This is a genomic window from Kitasatospora sp. NPDC001119 (genome assembly GCF_053598475.1).
The window spans coordinates 37573-54266 of record NZ_JBSFKI010000014.1; the positions used below are offsets into that span (position 1 = coordinate 37573).

Below are 16694 nucleotides of genomic sequence, written 5' to 3' on the forward strand. Positions count from 1 at the left end.
CGCGAGGTGTGCCGTTCGGTTCCGACCGGCTCGGTGCCCCCGCGTCCGGTTCCGTGCCGTGCCGTGCCGTCCGGTCCGGTTCCGTCGCGCCCGGGCCGGCCTCAGCAGTTGCCGGCGCCGACCCACTCCTCCGCGCCGTCGGAGAAGACCTGGTGCTTCCAGATCGGCACCTCGTGCTTGAGGTCGTCGATCAGCCGGCGGGCGGCCGCGAAGGCCTCGCCGCGGTGGGCGCAGGAGACGGCGACGATCACGGCCTTGTCGGTGATCTCCAGCCGGCCCACCCGGTGGACCGCGGCCAGCGCCCGGACCGGGAAGTCCGCGGCCACCTTCTCGGCGACCCGGCGCAGCTCCTGCTCGGCGGTGGGGTGGCAGCTGTACTCCAGCGCGGAGACCGACTTGCCGCCGTCGTGGTCCCGGACCGTCCCGACGAAGACGGTGGTGCCGCCGGCCGCGTCGTCGCCGACCGCCTCGTACACCTCGTCCAGCGAGAGCGGGGTGTCGCGGATGGCGAGCAGGCGGATGGGGTCGTGGTTGTCGGACATGACCCCATGATTCCCCATCCGGGACGCTCCGGGGCAAGTGCTTTCCGCATCACGGTTCCGGAATTTCGCATCGTGAGAAATCGCGGGAGAGCACCGCCCGCCGGCCGGGCCCCGCCGTCCGGCACCGGCCGATCGGAACCGGCGCTCAGGACCGGCCGATCGGGACCGGCCGCTCAGAACCGCCGCCGCTTGCGGGCCCGGCGCACCAGCGCCGCCGTACCGACCAGCGCCACCGTCGCCCCGGCCGCCCCCAGGCTGGTCGCCGCCTCCTTGCCGCCCAGCCGGCGCCCGGCCACCGCGTGCTTGCCGGACACCTGCTCCAGCAGCTCGGCCAGCACCTGCTCGTTGGTGTGCGCCGGGCGCCAGCCCGCCTCGTGCAGCCGGCTGCCGGACACCACCCACGGGTACATCGTGTACGCCAGGTCCCCGGCCGGGGCCGGGGTCAGGCCCAGCCGGTGCAGCCGCGCGGCCGTACCGAGCGCCAGCGAGGCCGGCAGCTCCATCCGCCGGATCCCGGACAGCCGCTCCACGTCCTCCTGCTCCAGCCAGCCGTCGCAGCCGACCGTCACCTCGCCCTCGACCAGGCCCAGCGCCGCGTACTCCAGCGCCGCCGCCAGGTCGTCCACGTGACAGAACTGCCAGCACGGCCGGGAGCCGGCCACCACCAGCAGCCTGGGCGCCTCGAAGTGCCGGGTCAGCACGGTGTCCACGCCGGGGCCCACCACCACGGCCGGGCGCAGCACCGTCACCTGCAGGCCCGGGTGGGCGCGCGGCGCCCGGCGGGCCAGCCGCTCGATCTCCAGCAGGTCCCCGACCAGCGAGGCCTCCTCGGTGGCCCGCAGCTCGGAGTCCTCGGCCAGCGGCACCTCGTTGTCGGCCAGCGCGCCGTAGACCATCGCCGAGGTGCACAGCACCACGCGGTGCACCCCGGCCGCCGCGGCCGCGGTCAGCACCGTCTGGGCGCCGCGCACGTTGTAGGCGCTGCGGGCCCGGGCGTCCGACTCCATGCCGAAGTCCATCGCCAGGTGCACCACCACGTCGACCCCGGCCAGCCGCTCGGCCACCGCCGGGTCGCGCACGTCGAGGACCCGCCACTGCACGCCCGGCACGTCGCCGCGCCGGTCGTCCACCGCGAGGACCTTCCGCACGTGCGGCGAGGCCACCAGCCGGGCGGCGACCCGCTCGCCCAGCACCCCCGCGGCGCCCGTGACCGCCACGGTCAGCGGCCGTCCGCCGTAGGCTGGAGGCGGCGACGCCGTGGTGTCCGACGCGTCCTCTCCTCCGGTCTCTCCTCCGGTCAGCCCAGAGCGAACGTCCGAGGGCGGGGAACTCACCGGCCATCCTCCACGGTTAGCTTTATGTGCGTACGGACGTGTGTCACGTACGTCCATCCTGCCCGAGGCGAAGGCCCGGTGGTGCACCCGGCGCGGGCCTGCCGCGCGGGAGCCGCCCCGAGTCCCCCACTCCGCCGCCGCCCCGGGCGCAGACTTTCCCGCCACACCCGCATGACGGCCGACCGGATCGAGGACCCCGTGAGCGACCTTCCCTTCGGATTCGGCGTTCCGCCAGAGGAGCCCGAGGACGGCAAGGCCAAGCCCGACGACGCGCAGAAGAAGAAGGACCAGGAGCAGTCCGACAGCGGCCCGCAGCCGTTCGGCTTCGGGAGCGGCAACCCCTTCGGCGCGCTCTTCGGCATGCCCGGCGCCCCGGGCGGCCCCGGCGGCGCCGGTGCCGACAACCCCTTCGCCGCGATGTTCGGCGGCATGAACCCGGGCGACCTCGGCGCCGCCTTCCAGCAGCTCGGCCAGATGCTCTCCTTCGAGGGCGGCCCGGTGAACTGGGACCTCGCCACGAACATCGCCCGCCAGACCGTCGTCGCCGAGCCCGCCGAGGGCAAGAGCAAGGACCGCTCGGTCAGCGCGGCCGAGCGCTCCGCCGTCGCCGAGGCCGTCCGCCTGGCCGACCTGTGGCTCGACGGCTCCACCGAGTTCCCCTCCGGCGCCGGCACCGCCGTCGCCTGGAGCCGCGCCGAGTGGATCGAGGCCACCCTCCCGGTCTGGAAGGACCTGGTGGACCCGGTCGCCGAGCGGGTCGGCAACGCCATGGGCGGCGTCCTGCCCGAGGAGATGCAGGCCATGGCCGGCCCGCTGATGGGCGTGATGCGCTCGATGGGCGGCGCCATGTTCGGCACCCAGATCGGCCAGGCGCTCGGCGCGCTCGCCGGCGAGGTGGTCGGCTCCGCCGACGTCGGCCTGCCGCTGGCCCCGGCCGGCAAGGCCGCGCTGCTGCCGCAGAACGTCGCCGAGTTCGGCGAGGGCCTGAGCGTGCCCGCCGACGAGGTCCGGCTCTACCTCGCCCTGCGCGAGGCCGCCCACCAGCGGCTCTTCGCCCACGTGCCGTGGCTGCGGGCCCACCTGCTGGGCGCCGTCGAGGCCTACGCGCGCGGCATCAAGGTCGACACCTCCCGGATGGAGGAGCTGGTCGGCCAGCTCGACCCCACCAACCCGGAGGCGCTCCAGGAGGCACTGGCCGGCGGCCTGCTCCAGCCCGAGGACACCCCCGAGCAGAAGGCCGCGCTCGCCCGCCTGGAGACGGCGCTCGCGCTGGTCGAGGGCTGGGTCGACGCCGTCGTGCACGCCGCCGCCGAGCCGCACCTGCCGCAGTCCGGCGCGCTGCGCGAGACCGTCCGCCGCCGCCGCGCGGCCGGCGGGCCCGCCGAGCAGACCTTCGCCACCCTGGTCGGCCTGGAGCTGCGCCCGCGCCGGCTGCGCGACGCCTCCCGGCTCTGGGCACTGCTCGCCGACGCCCGCGGCATCGAGGGCCGCGACGCGCTCTGGGAGCACCCGGACATGCTGCCCACCGCCGCCGACCTGGACGACCCGGACGCCTTCGTCCACCGGGGCTCCGCCGACGACCTGGAGGGCGGCATCGACTTCGACGCGCTCGACAAGCTGCTCGGCGAGGCCGCGGCCGGCAAGCCCGACCTCACCAAGAAGGACGAGCAGCCGAAGACCGACGAGGACGGCACCGACGGGAAGGGCGAGCCCACCGCATGACGGCCACCGAGACGCCCGCCACCGAGACCTCCTCCGGCCTGCACGCGGACGCCGTCCGCGCGCTGAGCGGGTGGCGGCCCGCCGACCAGGACCAGGAGCGGCTGCGGCTCGACTACCTGGAGCACCTCGCCGCGCGGCCCGACGGCCTGTACCGCTCCTGCCTGCCCGCGCACATCACCGCGAGCGCGGCGGTCGTCGACCCGGCCGCCGGGCGGGTGCTGCTGACCCTGCACCCCAAGGTCGGCATGTGGCTCCAGATGGGCGGGCACTGCGAGCCCGGCGACCGCGACCTCGCCTCGGCCGCGCTGCGCGAGGCCGTCGAGGAGTCCGGCATCCCCGACCTGGTGCTGCTGGAGAGCGGCGGCACCCCGGTGCCGGCCAAGCTGGACCGGCACCTGGTGCGCTGCGCCGGCAAGGACCGGCCGGAGAACACCCACCTGGACGTCCAGTACATCGCGCTGGCCCCGGCCGGTGCCCAGGCGCTGATCAGCGAGGAGTCGCTGGACCTGCGCTGGTTCGACTACGACCGGATGCCGGAGCTCACCGACCACTCGGTGCGCGACCTGGTGGCCCGGGCACGGCAGCTGACCGGCTGAGGTGCGACACCGGAAGGGGGCGCGGGCCACATCGGCCCGCGCCCCCTTCCGTCGTTCCTACGGTCGGACCGGCCCGCCCGTGGCTCCCGCGCTGCCCCGACCCTGACACCACCGCGACTCCCGCTCCGCCGCGGCGTCAGTCGCAGGAGGCCGCCTGATCGGGCCCGGTCGGGCCCGGGGCGGCGTGCCGGGCGCCTGGGATGTGCGGCAGCCGGGCCGCGGAGACCACGCCCTCCAGGTAACCGCGGGCCCGCTCGGTCCGCGGGTAGGCCTCCAGCAGCGCCCAGAACGCCGGGCCGTGGTCCGGCACCAGCAGGTGCGCCAGCTCGTGCAGCAGCACGTAGTCCAGCACGTACTCCGGCATGCCCTGAAGACGGTGGGAGAGGCGGATCGTCCCCTCGCTGGGGGTGCAGGAGCCCCAGCGGGAATTCTGGTTGGTGACCCAGCGGACCTGGCTGGGCCGGGCGCGGTCGTCCAGGTAGGAGGCCGACAGCTCGCGGGCCCGGGCCATCAGGGCCTCATCCCCGGGGATCCGCCGGGACTCCTGGGCGGCGAGCTTCTCCAGCATCTGCGCGACCCAGCGCTGCTCCTCGGCGTGCGACATCCGGGCCGGGATCAGCACGATGGTGCGGTCGCCCTCGCGGTAGGCGGAGACGGTACGGCTGCGGCGGGCGCTGCGGCGCACCTCGACCCGGCTGCGGTCGTGCGCCTCGGGGGCCGTGGCACCGGCGGGCGGCGGCTGCGACGGGGCCGGCCCCGGCTGCTGCCGCTGGTCCGGGCGCCCGCGCGTGTTCGGCGCCGCGACCTGCGACCCGGACGCTGCGGGGGCACGCCGACGCGACGCCGGTGGATGGGAGTCCCGCTCGGCTGCCATGGCACACGACGTTACCCGGTACCACGGACAGAAGTCCGCTGCCATGGCCGGAATCTTTCATGGAGCGATCGGGAACGAAAAGTCGACGGGGGGTGTCCGGAAAGCGACCTCGGGGAGGATGGCCAGTTATCCACAGGGCGTGCGAACGGATGGGGTGATCATAAGCACAGACCTGTGGATAACTCTGCGCACGACATCGGCGTGATGGGGCAAGCTGCGGTCAGCCGTCCGGAAACGATCGGAAGGAAGATCGTCGTGCGCCTCGCCCTCAAGCCCGCGCTGTCCCGCAGCTGGCGGGACTCGGAGACCCTGCAGTTCGGCACCGTCACCCGGTTCGCCGGGGTGCTCGGCAACGCCGACAAGACCCTCTGCGACTTCCTCGCGCTGCTCGACGGGACGCGCGACCGACCGGAGCTCCTGAACGAGGGAGAACGCATCGGGCTCGGCCGCGAACCGGCCGACACCCTGCTCACCGGCCTGGAGGAGACCGGCCTGCTGGACGACGCGGAGGCCGGCCGCCGCGCGCTGGCCCGCTTCCCCGCGCAGCAGCGGGACCTGCTCGAACCGGACCTCGCCTCGCTCTCCCTGGTCCACTCCGGGCCGGGCGCCGCACCGGCGGTCCTGGGCCGCCGGGCCGACGCGCGGATCGAGGTGCGCGGCGCGGGCCGGGTCGGCGCCGCCGTGGCGGCGGTGCTCGCGGCGGGCGGCACCGGCACGGTCACGGTCGCGGACACCGGCCGGGTGAAACCCGGCGACTGCTCCCCCACCGGGCTGCCGCCCGGGGACGTCGGCCGGCTGCGCTCGACGGCGGCCCGGGAGGCCGTGCAGCGCGCGGCGGGGCGGCCACCGGCGCCCGTGCCCCGCCGCCGGCCCGGGGACCCACCACCGGACTTCGTGGTCCTCGCGCCCCGGGACGGCAGTGCCGCCTTCGCGGGCGGGACGTACGAGGCCCGGCTGCTGCTGCGGGCCGGGGTGCCGCACCTCTACGTGGGCGTGGTCGAGGAGTTCGGCGTCATCGGGCCACTGGTGATCCCCGGGATGTCGGCCTGCGGGCACTGCCTGGTGCTGCGGCGGGAGGACGAGGACGCCGCCTGGCCGAGGGTCCTGGCCCAGCTGGCCGACGGAGGGCCCGGCCGGGCCCGTACCCCGGCCTGCGACACGGCGCTCGCGACGGCGGTCGCCGGCCTGGCGGCCCTGCACATCCAGGTGTTCCTGGACGGCGGGCGCCCACCGAGCGTGGACGGCTGGTGCGAGGTCTCGGCCGGGGACGGCATGCCACGGCGCCTGCGGCTGCGCGGGCACCCGGACTGCGGCTGCCTCTGGCAGCCGCTGCCCCCGGGGTGAGGAACGGAGGAGGAGAAGAAGAACGAGTCTGACGGGAGCAGGCCCGGCGGCTGCACGGCTCGGCAGCCTCCGGCCTCCCCACGGGACCACGGGCACCCACCCGGCCGTACGAGCCGATGGCCGGGGTGGGCCCACCGTCCCGACGAGCCCCCGGCCGGGGCCGACAAGCCCCACGGGCGGGTGCGAGGCCTCCCATTGCCGTGCCATGCCCCGGGCAAGGCACAGGCCATGGCACGGCACGGGCACGGGCACGGGCACAGACCGGGCACGGGCACAGACCGGGCACGGGCACGGACCGGGCACGGGCACAGACCGGCAGAGAGGACGGGGCGCCACCGCTCGGGGTACGAGGTGGGTGGGCTGTGGGTGCGGTGGGTGGTGGGTGGTGGGTGGGGTGGGGGGAGGGGGGAGGGGGGAGGGGCCCCGGGGAAGAGGGAAGCGAGCAGCATCACAACACTGCGCAGGAAGTCGGCCGAGCCGACTTCCTGCGCGGCAACCACCTGCCCCCACCCCCCGCCCTCCCCGGACCAAGCCGCCCAACTCCCCGCAAAGGGAGGCCACTCTCCGCCCCGCCCCACGGAATTCCGAGGGGCACGCAGCAGGGAGCGGGCACAATGGCGTAGAGATGGTCGGCCGTCCGGAACCGGGGGGCCAGGGAATGGAGGCCCGGGGTGAGCGATCTTCCGCGCAAGGCAGTGACCCGCACGGCACGGCTCGCCGCCCTGCCGCTGGGGATAGCCGGTCGCGCCACGCTCGGCCTGGGCAAGCGGATCGGCGGCCGCTCCGCCGAGGTGGTCACCGCCGAGCTCCAACAGGCCACCGCGGACCAGCTGTTCAAGGTCCTCGGCGAACTCAAGGGCGGGGCGATGAAGTTCGGGCAGGTGCTGTCCGTCTTCGAGGCCGCGCTGCCCGAGGAGGTCGCCGGGCCGTACCGGGCGGCGCTCACCAAGCTCCAGGACGCCGCTCCCCCGATGCCCGCCGCCAAGGTGCACACCGCGCTCGCCCAGCGGCTCGGTGACGACTGGCGCGGGCTGTTCCGGGAGTTCGACGACCGGCCCGCGGCCGCCGCCTCGATCGGCCAGGTGCACAAGGCGGTCTGGCACGACGGCCGCACGGTCGCCGTCAAGGTGCAGTACCCGGGTGCGGGGGAGGCGCTGCTCGCGGACCTCTCGCAGCTGAGCCGGGTGGCCTGGCTGCTGGGCCCGCTGATCCCCGGGCTGGACATCAAGCCGCTGATCACCGAGCTGCGCGAGCGCGTCTCGGAGGAGCTGGACTACGAGCTGGAGGCGCAGGCCCAGCGCCGCCACGCCGAGGAGTTCACGGACGACCCGGACATCGTGGTGCCAGGTGTGGTGGCCCAGGCCGACCAGGTGCTGGTCACCGAGTGGATGGGCGGCACCCCGCTGGCCGAGGTGATCGCAGGCGGCACCCAGGAGGAGCGCGACCGCGCCGGGCAGCTGCTGGCCCGGTTCCTGTTCGCCGGCCCGTCCCGGACCGGCCTGCTGCACGCGGACCCGCACCCGGGCAACTTCCGGCTGCTGAAGGACGACGGCCCGGTGTCGGGCTGGCGGCTGGGCGTGCTGGACTTCGGCACGGTGGACCGGCTGCCCGGCGGGCTGCCGGCGCCGATCGGGGCCTCGCTGCGGATGGCGCTGGCCGGGGACGCGGCGGGCGTGCTCCGGATGCTGCGCGAGGAGGGCTTCGTGAAGCCCTCGGTCCGGCTGGACCCGGACGCGGTGCTGGACTACCTGCTGCCGATCATCGAGCCGGCCGCGGTGGAGAACTTCCACTTCACCCGGACCTGGATGCGGGCCCAGGCGGCCCGGATCGCCGACCCGCGCTCGCCCGCCTACAACCTGGGCAAGCAGCTGAACCTGCCGCCCGCGTACCTGCTGATCCACCGGGTGACGCTGAGCACCATCGGGGTGCTCTGCCAGCTGGGCGCCAAGGCGCCGTTCCGCGCGGAGATGCTGGAGTGGCTGCCCGAGTTCGCCGGGCGGCCGTCGGCAGAGCGCGCGGAACCCGCCAACCCCGCCACCCCCACGAAGCCCGTGAAGCCCGCCAGGACCGCCGAACCCGCCCGGGTCCGCAAGGACTGACCCCCACACCGCGACAACGGCCGCAGGCCGCTCCCCCGACGACGGGGAGCGGCCTGCGGCACGACGGGGGTGGTTCAAGGTCCGACGGCGAACCGGCGGCCGGCCGTGGACCGGAGCCGGCGGGGGCCTGTCGAGGACGGGCCCTCCGGGCCGGCGGGGCCCTGCATCAGCGCTGTATCAGCGCTACATCAGCGCTACATCAGCGCGACGGCGAGCGCCTTGCGGGCGCGCATCGAGGCCCGCTCGGCCCGCTGCCTGAGCTTGCGGGCCCGGGCCACCCGGCTGACGAGCCGTTGGTTCTCGGCCTCGTGCAGCCTGTCTTGCATATGGGCACGGGCCAGGGATTCGTGGAGGAGTTGCATCTCGAGGATCCTGTTCTGGGTCTGACGTTCGGTGGCCTGCTCGGCGCGGGCGGTGGGATCGACGGCGGCGGGGTTCATGTCGTGGTCCTGCTCGTGGTGCTTGCTCGGGGACGTGATGCGGGCTGCGGCGTCGGCCTTGGCGGCGGCGATCCGCACGGATCGGCGGAGGGCGCTGTCCAGCGGGGGCTGCTCTCCCCGGCGGACGACCCTGGCCTCGTGGGCGGGGTTCATGCCATGACCTCGGTCTTGCGCGGACGGCCACGGGGACGCTTGCGCGCCACCACGACGCCCTGGACGAACAGCTCGCCACCCCAGACGCCCCACGGCTCGCGCCGCTCCAGGGCGCCGGCCAGGCAGGCCTCCTTCACCGGGCAGGTGCCGCAGAGCGACTTCGCGTACTCGACGTCGGCCGGCGTCTCCGCGAAGAAGACCTCGGGGTCGAAGGCGCGGCAGGGGATGGGGAGACCGAGGGACTCGGCCTGCTCGATCGAGCTGAGCTGCATGGAAGGAACCTCCGGGGGGTCGGCCTGGTCGGCCTTGGTGATCTGGCTTGTCGGCGGTACGGACGGGGTGGGCGGTGTGATGACCGTGGACACTGTGGGCGTCTTCCTCGTCTTTTCTCAGTGGTTCCGGCCCAGGTGACTGGTGGTGCTGGGCCGGAGGCCCCGGAGGGCCTGGGTGGTCTTGCGTACCGGACAAAACAGAAGGGCCGCGGATCCCGGTGTGACGGGTTCCGCGGCCCTGGAGGTGCCGACCTGAGGCTGGCTCAGGTTCGTTCTCTCCAGGGTTCAGGGCCGCGGAAGGCCTGCATCCGGATGGCCTCGGCGCCCGTGAAGGCGGCCATGGCCTGGTTAATCTGCTGCTCGTTCTGCTTCTGGGCGTTTCCGGCACCGACGACCTGCGCATAGCCGCCATGCATGGCGGCGGCTACTGCTGCCTTCGGTGCCTGGGTCGGTCGCTCGTCGCGCAGGGAGCACGACGTACCGAACGACGCCCAGTCACGGGACAGACCGGTCTCGACAAAGGTGCCTTCGAAGCTCCTGCCGCCCGTGAGGCACAGATCAGTGTGTCCAAGACCACTGACAACGGGAGCGGAGACACCGGTGGTGTCGAGACCCAGACCGGTTCCACCGAGCTCGGCGAGCGCCCGCAGACGGGCGTCACGCAGGGAGGCAGCGACAACGGTCTGGCCAGTCATTTTGGTGATCATGATGTTTCCCACTGTCTTCGCCTCCTCTCGGCGTCTCGCGGAGCCTGGTCTCCCTGGCTCCGAATGTTCGGATGTCTGTCTCGGTAAAGCTCTCGGGCGAGGGGCATCGGCACAGGTTTCACCCCGTGCGACCGCGTCCCCTTGACCGCTCCGGCAGGCTATTGCGCTCCCGGTACGCGGCGCAAACTATTTTTCACGCGAGTTCTTCGGCACGTCACACGACGGGTTCCGAAACCCTCGGAGCGGCCCCTGGGACCGCGCTCGGACCTGCTCAGGCCTGATCGGCCGGACCGCCGTCCTCGACGTCGTCCGGATCCTCCTCGGGCTCCTCCCCCGCACACAACGAGAGCACGGCGGCCCCGTACTTGTCCAGCTTCATCGCGCCGACCCCGGAGATGGCCGCCAGCTCACCGCGGCCGGCGGGCACGTCCTCGGCGATCGCCATCAGCGTGGCGTCGGTGAACACCACGTAGGCCGGCGCGCCCTGCTTCTTCGCCTGCCGGGCCCGCCACTCGCGCAGCCGCTCGTACAGCCCCTCGTCCATCGTGGACGGGCAGCTCTCGCAGCGGCGCAGCTTGCGCTCGACGGCCTCGGTGAGCACCTTGTCGCAGACCCGGCACTTGACCGGTCCGCGGGCCCGCCGCCCGGCGGAGCGCTCGCCGGGCTCGACGCCCCCCCGCCCGCCGCGCGCGCCGGTGCGCGCGCCCGGGGCGGCGGAGCCGGGGCGCAGCCCGTCCAGGAAGCGGGTCGGCTTGCGGCTGGCCCGGCCGCCCGGGGAGCGGGAGAGCGCCCAGGAGAGGCTGAGGTGCTTGCGGGCCCGGGTGACGCCGACGTAGAGGAGGCGGCGTTCCTCCTCGACCTGCTCGTCGGTCTTGGCGTAGATGATCGGCAGGGTGCCCTCGGTGAGGCCGACCAGGAAGACGGCGTCCCATTCGAGGCCCTTGGCGGCGTGCAGCGAGGCGAGCGTGACGCCCTCGACGGCCGGGGCGTGCTGGGCCGCGGCCCGGGCGTCCAGCTCGGCGACGTAGGCGGCGAGGTCGGTGGTCTGGCCGGCCGCGGTGCGGGTGCGCTCGAACTCCTCGGCCAGCCGGACCAGGGCGGCCAGCGACTCCCAGCGGTCCCGGACGGCGCCGGAGCCGGCCGGGGGCTCGGCGGTGAAGCCGCGGGTGGCCAGGACCGCGCGGACCTGGCCGGCCAGGTCGGGGGCGTCGTCGGTGAGCGGGTCGGAGGCGGCCCGGGCGGCGCCGCGCAGCAGCACGCCGGCGTCCCGGACCTCGGGGCGCTCGAAGAACCGTTCCGCGCCCTTGAGCTGGTAGGGCACGCCGAGGTCGGCGAGGGCCTGCTCGTAGACCTCGGACTGGCCGTTGGTGCGGAACAGCACGGCGATCTCGCTGGCGCGCACCCCGGCGGCGAGCAGGTCCTTGATCCGGCGGCCGGTGGTCTCGGCCTCGGTGGGCTCGTCCTCGTACTCGGTGTAGACCGGCTCGGGGCCGGCCTCGCGCTGGGAGACGAGCTCCAGGCGGTGCCGGGCGGCCTCGCCGCGCGCCTGGGCGAGCAGTCCGTTGGCGAGGTGGACGACCTGGGGGGTGGAGCGGTAGTCGCGGACCAGCTTGACCACCGTCGCCTCGGGGTGCCGGGTGCGGAAGTTGAGCAGGTAGTCGGGGGTGGCGCCGGTGAAGGAGTAGATGGTCTGGCTGGCGTCGCCGACGACGCAGAGGCTGGCGCCGCCGTCGGGGCCGGTCCACCGGTCGAGCAGGCGCTGCTGGAGCGGGGAGACGTCCTGGTACTCGTCGACGGTGAAGTGCCGGTACTGGGAGCGGACCTGGTCGGCGATGTCCGGGCGGTCCTCCAGGATGGCGGCGGTGAGCAGCAGGACGTCCTCGAAGTCCATGCTGCCGCGGCGGCTCTTGGCCTCCTCGTAGACGCGGTAGACCTGGGCGGTCTCGGCCGGGTCGCGGGGGGCCTCGCGGCCGGACTTGGCGACGGCCGCGGGGTAGTCCTCGGGGGCGATCTGGGTGACCTTGGCCCATTCGATCTCGGCGGTGAGGTCGCGCAGTTCGGTGCGCTGGACGCGCAGGCCGCAGCGGCCGGCGGCCTCGGCGACGAGCTGGACCTTGCGTTCCAGGAGTTGGGGGACGGGGCCGCCGACGGCGCGCGGCCAGAAGTACTGGAGCTGGCGCAGCGCGGCGGCGTGGAAGGTGCGGGCCTGGACGCCGTCGGCGCCGAGCTGGCGCAGCCGGCCGCGCATCTCGCCGGCGGCGCGGGCGGTGAAGGTGACGGCGAGGACCTGCTGGGGGTGGTAGACGCCGCTGCGCACGCCGTAGGCGATCCGGTGGGTGATGGCGCGGGTCTTGCCGGTGCCGGCGCCGGCCAGGACGCAGACGGGACCGTGCAGGGCGGTGGCGACGGCGCGCTGCTCGGGGTCGAGCCCGGCGAGCACCGCGTCCGGGCCCGTGTCGGCACCGGGGTCGGCCCAGGGGGAGCCGTGGGGGCCGTCGTAGGGGCTGCCGCTCAAGAGGTCTTCCTGCATGCGTTCCATCCTCTCAGCCCGGGGGGACATCGCGGACGGGGTTGTCCACAGGCCCGGTGCGATCGCAGGATGATCACTCCGCGCGACGGTCGACGGCGCTCCGGAATGTCCGCCGCCCGGTGGACGTTCCTGCCGGAGACCGTACGCCCCCCTCTTTCGAAGGAGCCCCCTCGATGTCCGGCACCGTGACGATGTACAGCACGACCTGGTGTGGGTACTGCAACCGACTCAAGAGCCAGCTGGACCGTGAAGGCATCGGCTACACCGAGATCAACATCGAGGAGGACCCGGCGTCGGCGTCCTTCGTCGAGTCGGTGAACAACGGGAACCAGACCGTCCCGACGGTGCTGGTGACGCCGGTGGGCGGCGGCGAGCGGGTTGTGATGACCAACCCGAGCCTGCTGCAGGTCAAGAAGGCCCTGGCGTCCTGACCTCACCGGGTCCACACCCGCCGGGCGCGAACCCGCCGGGCCCGGGCCCGACCGGCCCCGACCCGGGCCCGCGGGGCCCGGGCCGCCGGGGCCGGCGCGCGTCACGGCGCGTCGGCCCGGGCCGGGTCGACGGGCGCGGCGGGCGCGGGCAGGGTGGTGCGGGCGCCGAGGTCGCCGACGCCGTAGACGAGCCGGCTGCGGTCGGCCGAGTAGCGGGTCTCGATGACCCGCACCGGCCCGCGCCGGTCGTAGGTGACGCGGGTCTGCACCATCAGCGGCACGCCGGGGCCGCCCTGGAACCACTGGGCCTCCTCGGGGCCCGGCATCCGCGCGACCAGGTGGTCCACCGCGCCGATCTCGGTGCGTCCGAGGGTGGCGAGCACCGCCTCGTCGCCGCCCTCGACGGGGTCGGGCTCCATCAGCGGGGTGCCGGCGGCGAGGCCGGCCCGGTAGTGGCTCTCCTCGATGGAGTACGGCTCGCGGTCGAGCAGCCGCAGCTGGCGGCGGACCACGATGGCCTCGCCGGGGCGCAGCCCGAGCCGTTCGGCGATGTCCACCCGGGCCCGGACGATCATCATCTCGAAGTCGGTGCCGAGTTCCCGCCCGGCTTCGGCGGCCTCGCCGAGGTAGACGTCGGAGGGCGCGGCGAGGCAGTCGCGCGGCGCGGGGGTCAGGCCGGGACCGTAGGCGCGGTGGTCCAGGACGGGGTGTTCGCGCAGGTACGTGCCCTTGCCCTGGAGGCGGACCAGGCGGCCCTCGTTGACCAGGACGTCGACGGCGAGCCGGACGGTGTTGCGGGCGACGCCGTACTGGCGCTCCAGTTCGCTCTCGACCGGCAGGGCGGCGTCGGCGGTGAACTCGCCCTCGGCGATCCGGCGGCGCAGGTCGGCGGCGAGGCGCTGGTATTTGGGGGATTGGGCGGTGCCCCGGGGGATTGTCACCCTCGTGAATGTAGCGAGCGCGGTGAGCCGGTATCAGCCGTTTCCGGCAATATCGTCCGAGCGGGTTGAATGCGCCCCCGCGCCGACCCCTCCCGGTAGCAGAACTGGCCCGTCCGGATACGAACAGCTGGTCGTGGTGAATTCGGGAAGGGGTTGGAGAGGAAAAGGGGGGCGCATGGAATTGACCACGCGCCCCCCTTTCGTCCTGGATTACCAGCGCGCCGCCGAGGGCAGCGGCTCCCCGTACCAGAGCTCGACCAGGTGCCGGGCGATCGAGATGCCGGACGGCGGCAGGATCTCGCCCGCCTCCATCCCGGCGCGCAGCTCCTCGCGGGAGAACCAGCGCGCCTCGGCCAGCTCCTCGCCGTCCACGGTGATCTCGGTGCCGCCGGGCAGCGCCCGGCCCAGGAAGCCGAGCATCAGGCTGGACGGGAACGGCCAGGGCTGGCTGGCCACGTAGCGCACCTCGCCGACCTTGACGCCCGCCTCCTCGTGCACCTCGCGGGCCACCGCCTGCTCGATCGACTCCCCCGGCTCGACGAAGCCGGCCAGCGTCGACCAGCGGCCCTCCGGCCACAGCGCCTGGCGGCCGAGCAGGCAGCGGTCCTGCTCGTCGGTGATCACCATGATCACCGCCGGGTCGGTGCGCGGGTAGTGCTCGGCCGCGCAGGAGGTGCAGCGCCGCACGTGCCCGGCGCCGGCCTTCTCGGTCGGGTGCCCGCAGCGCGAGCAGAAGCTGTGCAGCCGGTGCCAGTGCTCCAGCGCCACGGCGTGCACCAGCAGCCCGGCGTCCCGGTCGGACAGCAGCCCGCCGACCTCGCGCAGCCCGGCCGGCCGGGCGTCGCCGTCCAGCCGCCCGGGCAGGCTCTCGCCGGCCAGCGCGAAGTACGAGACGCCGTCCTGGTCGGTGCCGAGGAAGTACCGGTCGCCGGTCTGCGGGGCCTCGAAGGAGGGCATCAGCACGAGTTCGGTGCCCTGCGCGGTGTCGACCACGAACGCCTCGCCGCCGGCGATCGGCAGCACCCGGGTGTTCGGGTGGCTCCAGGCGGCCGCCAGCCAGGGCTCGTCGAGGCGGTGCTCGGCCGCCCGGTCCACCCCGGACCGGGCCAGGGCCAGGGGCAGCGGGCGCTCGGTCTCAGGCACGGTGCTCACGTCTGTTCCATCCCCACGTGGTGAATCATCCGGATGAGTGATCTGGCTGCCATGGTGCGCGCGGTGGGCGTCATGCCCCCGGCCGGAAGTTCTCGGCCAGGTCGCCCCAGAGGTACGCGGCCGTCTCCACGCCCTTGGCCAGCAGGTCCAGCTCGACCTTCTCGTTGACCGAGTGCCAGCCGTCCGAGGGCACCGAGATGCCGAGGAACAGCACCGGCGCGCCCAGCGCGTCCTGGAGGTCGGCGGCCGGGCCGGAGCCGCCCTCGCGGGTGAAGAGGATCTTCTGCTCGAAGGCCCGCCCCATCGCCCGGACGGTGGACTGGAGCGCCGGGTGGTCCAGCGGGGTCAGGCAGGGCCGGGTCGCGCCGGGGAAGACCAGCTCGTACCGGACGCCCTCGGGCACCCGCCCGGCCACCCAGTCCCGCACCGCCTCGCGGACCTGCTCCACCTCCTGCCCGGCGACCAGCCGGAAGGACAGCTTGAGGTGCGCCGAGGCGGGGACGATGGTCTTGCCGCCGGGGCCGGTGTAGCCGCCCCAGATGCCGTTGACCTCGGCGGTCGGGCGGGCCCAGATCCGCTCCAGGGTGGAGTAGCCGGCCTCGCCGCGGGTGCCGTACGACTTGGCGACCCGCAGCCACTGCTCCTCGTCGAAGGGCAGCTCGGCGAACAGCTCGCGCTCGGTCCCGGTCAGCTCGACGACGCCGTCGTAGAAGCCCGGGATCGCGACCCTGCGGTCGGCGTCGTGCAGGGCGGCGGCCAGCTCGGCCGCGACCTGGGCCGGGTTGGGGACGGCGCCGCCGAAGGAGCCGGAGTGGATGTCGGTGTCCGGCCCGTACAGGTCGATCTGGGCGTCGGCCAGGCCGCGCATGCCGGTGCAGACGGTCGGCGTGGTCGCGGACCACATGCCGGTGTCCGAGATGACGACCACGTCGGCGGCCAGCCGCCCGGCCTCGCGCCGGACCAGGTCGGCGAAGTTCGGCGAGCCGGACTCCTCCTCGCCCTCGATCAGCAGCTTGAGGTTGACGGCCGGCGCGGTGCGGCCGGTGGCGGCCAGGTGGGCGCGCACCCCCAGGGTGTGGAAGAACACCTGGCCCTTGTCGTCGGCGGCGCCGCGCGCGTACAGCCGGCCGTCGACCACGGTCGGGGTGAACGGCTCGGTCTCCCAGCCGTCCTCCCGGGCCGCGGGCTGCACGTCGTGGTGCCCGTAGACCAGGACGGTCGGCGCGGACGGGTCCCCGGAGGGCCACTCGGCGAACACCGCCGGCAGTCCGTCGGTCTCCCACACCTCGGCGACCGGGAAGCCGGTCTCCCCCAGCTTGGCGGCCAGCCACTCGGCCGAGCGCCGCACCTCGCCGGCCCGGGCCGGGTCGGCGGAGACGGAGGGGATGGCCAGCCACTCGGAGAGGTCGGCGAGGAACGCGGCCTGGTGCTGGTCGATGTAGGAGCGGACGACGCTGTCCGGGGTTCTCGTCATACCGACGACTGTAGTTCGCCCGTGCGGGTGCCCGCCCCGGCCGTCCGGCTGCCGGGCGCTCCCGGCTCTGTAACATGCGTCAC

At 74.4% G+C, this 16694-nt stretch carries 15 protein-coding genes; 5 read left to right on the plus strand and 10 right to left on the minus strand.

What is annotated here, in order from left to right:
- Window positions 1-101: 101 nt before the first annotated feature.
- Both ACWDD9_RS18900 and ACWDD9_RS18905 read right to left on the minus strand, forming a co-directional pair.
- Window positions 102-542, minus strand: coding sequence for a molybdenum cofactor biosynthesis protein MoaE (locus ACWDD9_RS18900; protein ID WP_259316728.1), 441 nt, complete (start codon window positions 540-542; stop codon window positions 102-104).
- A gap of 173 nt (window positions 543-715) precedes the next feature.
- Entirely contained in the window at window positions 716-1876 is a 1161-nt protein-coding gene (locus ACWDD9_RS18905) for an NAD-dependent epimerase/dehydratase family protein (RefSeq protein WP_107086545.1), read from the minus strand.
- 198 nt (window positions 1877-2074) lie between these two features.
- Between ACWDD9_RS18905 and ACWDD9_RS18910 the strand changes: the two genes are divergently transcribed.
- Entirely contained in the window at window positions 2075-3598 is a 1524-nt protein-coding gene (locus ACWDD9_RS18910) for a zinc-dependent metalloprotease (RefSeq protein WP_449812111.1), read from the plus strand.
- Window positions 3595-4194 (plus strand): NUDIX hydrolase, encoded by a 600-nt coding sequence (locus ACWDD9_RS18915; RefSeq protein ID WP_449812112.1) that lies wholly within the window; start codon window positions 3595-3597, stop codon window positions 4192-4194. The genes ACWDD9_RS18910 and ACWDD9_RS18915 overlap by 4 nt, the downstream gene beginning before the upstream one ends.
- A gap of 136 nt (window positions 4195-4330) precedes the next feature.
- On the opposite strand, the gene ACWDD9_RS18920 is transcribed toward ACWDD9_RS18915, so the two are convergent.
- A complete protein-coding gene (locus ACWDD9_RS18920; protein ID WP_259316727.1) occupies window positions 4331-5068 on the minus strand; it encodes a M48 metallopeptidase family protein in 738 nt (245 codons plus the stop codon).
- Window positions 5069-5323: 255 nt separating this feature from the next.
- Here ACWDD9_RS18920 and ACWDD9_RS18925 point away from each other — a divergent pair, with 255 nt between their 5' ends.
- Window positions 5324-6412 carry a ThiF family adenylyltransferase gene (locus tag ACWDD9_RS18925; RefSeq protein ID WP_449812113.1) on the plus strand — a complete coding sequence of 363 codons (1089 nt, stop codon included), beginning with the start codon at window positions 5324-5326 and terminating at the stop codon, window positions 6410-6412.
- Between the two features lie 671 nt (window positions 6413-7083).
- Window positions 7084-8511, plus strand: coding sequence for an ABC1 kinase family protein (locus ACWDD9_RS18930; protein ID WP_416875341.1), 1428 nt, complete (start codon window positions 7084-7086; stop codon window positions 8509-8511).
- Window positions 8512-8705: 194 nt separating this feature from the next.
- On the opposite strand, the gene ACWDD9_RS18935 is transcribed toward ACWDD9_RS18930, so the two are convergent.
- From ACWDD9_RS18935 to ACWDD9_RS18950, 4 genes are all read right to left on the minus strand, one after another.
- Window positions 8706-9104 (minus strand): hypothetical protein, encoded by a 399-nt coding sequence (locus ACWDD9_RS18935; RefSeq protein WP_063780373.1) that lies wholly within the window; start codon window positions 9102-9104, stop codon window positions 8706-8708.
- Entirely contained in the window at window positions 9101-9469 is a 369-nt protein-coding gene (locus tag ACWDD9_RS18940) for a WhiB family transcriptional regulator (RefSeq protein WP_369808359.1), read from the minus strand. The genes ACWDD9_RS18935 and ACWDD9_RS18940 overlap by 4 nt, the downstream gene beginning before the upstream one ends.
- Window positions 9470-9639: 170 nt before the next feature.
- Window positions 9640-10095 carry a hypothetical protein gene (locus tag ACWDD9_RS18945; protein ID WP_449812114.1) on the minus strand — a complete coding sequence of 152 codons (456 nt, stop codon included), beginning with the start codon at window positions 10093-10095 and terminating at the stop codon, window positions 9640-9642.
- Between the two features lie 259 nt (window positions 10096-10354).
- Window positions 10355-12523 (minus strand): ATP-dependent DNA helicase UvrD2, encoded by a 2169-nt coding sequence (locus tag ACWDD9_RS18950; RefSeq protein ID WP_259316914.1) that lies wholly within the window; start codon window positions 12521-12523, stop codon window positions 10355-10357.
- Window positions 12524-12786: 263 nt separating this feature from the next.
- Between ACWDD9_RS18950 and ACWDD9_RS18955 the strand changes: the two genes are divergently transcribed.
- Complete coding sequence (locus tag ACWDD9_RS18955) at window positions 12787-13044, plus strand: mycoredoxin (RefSeq protein ID WP_049660517.1); 258 nt, start codon at window positions 12787-12789, stop codon at window positions 13042-13044.
- A gap of 101 nt (window positions 13045-13145) precedes the next feature.
- Here ACWDD9_RS18955 and ACWDD9_RS18960 read toward each other — a convergent pair whose 3' ends face one another.
- From ACWDD9_RS18960 to ACWDD9_RS18970, 3 genes are all read right to left on the minus strand, one after another.
- The gene (locus ACWDD9_RS18960; RefSeq protein WP_074001394.1) at window positions 13146-13985 is read right to left on the minus strand and encodes a GntR family transcriptional regulator; all 840 of its coding nucleotides are present in this window, start codon (window positions 13983-13985) and stop codon (window positions 13146-13148) included.
- A gap of 210 nt (window positions 13986-14195) precedes the next feature.
- Window positions 14196-15137, minus strand: a complete 942-nt coding sequence (gene nudC / locus ACWDD9_RS18965; protein WP_049656848.1) for an NAD(+) diphosphatase — start codon at window positions 15135-15137, stop codon at window positions 14196-14198.
- Window positions 15138-15207: 70 nt separating this feature from the next.
- Window positions 15208-16611, minus strand: coding sequence for a dipeptidase (locus ACWDD9_RS18970; protein WP_449812115.1), 1404 nt, complete (start codon window positions 16609-16611; stop codon window positions 15208-15210).
- Window positions 16612-16694: the final 83 nt, after the last annotated feature.

Excerpts from the sequence above, each read along its gene's own strand:
- ACWDD9_RS18920 (WP_259316727.1), bottom strand. The coding sequence starts at position 5,068 with ATGGCAGCCGAGCGGGACTCCCATCCACCGGCGTCGCGTCGGCGTGCC.
- ACWDD9_RS18935 (WP_063780373.1), bottom strand. The coding sequence starts at position 9,104 with ATGAACCCCGCCCACGAGGCCAGGGTCGTCCGCCGGGGAGAGCAGCCC.
- ACWDD9_RS18915 (WP_449812112.1), top strand. The coding sequence starts at position 3,595 with ATGACGGCCACCGAGACGCCCGCCACCGAGACCTCCTCCGGCCTGCAC.
- ACWDD9_RS18955 (WP_049660517.1), top strand. The coding sequence starts at position 12,787 with ATGTCCGGCACCGTGACGATGTACAGCACGACCTGGTGTGGGTACTGC.
- ACWDD9_RS18970 (WP_449812115.1), bottom strand. The coding sequence starts at position 16,611 with ATGACGAGAACCCCGGACAGCGTCGTCCGCTCCTACATCGACCAGCAC.
- ACWDD9_RS18900 (WP_259316728.1), bottom strand. The coding sequence starts at position 542 with ATGTCCGACAACCACGACCCCATCCGCCTGCTCGCCATCCGCGACACC.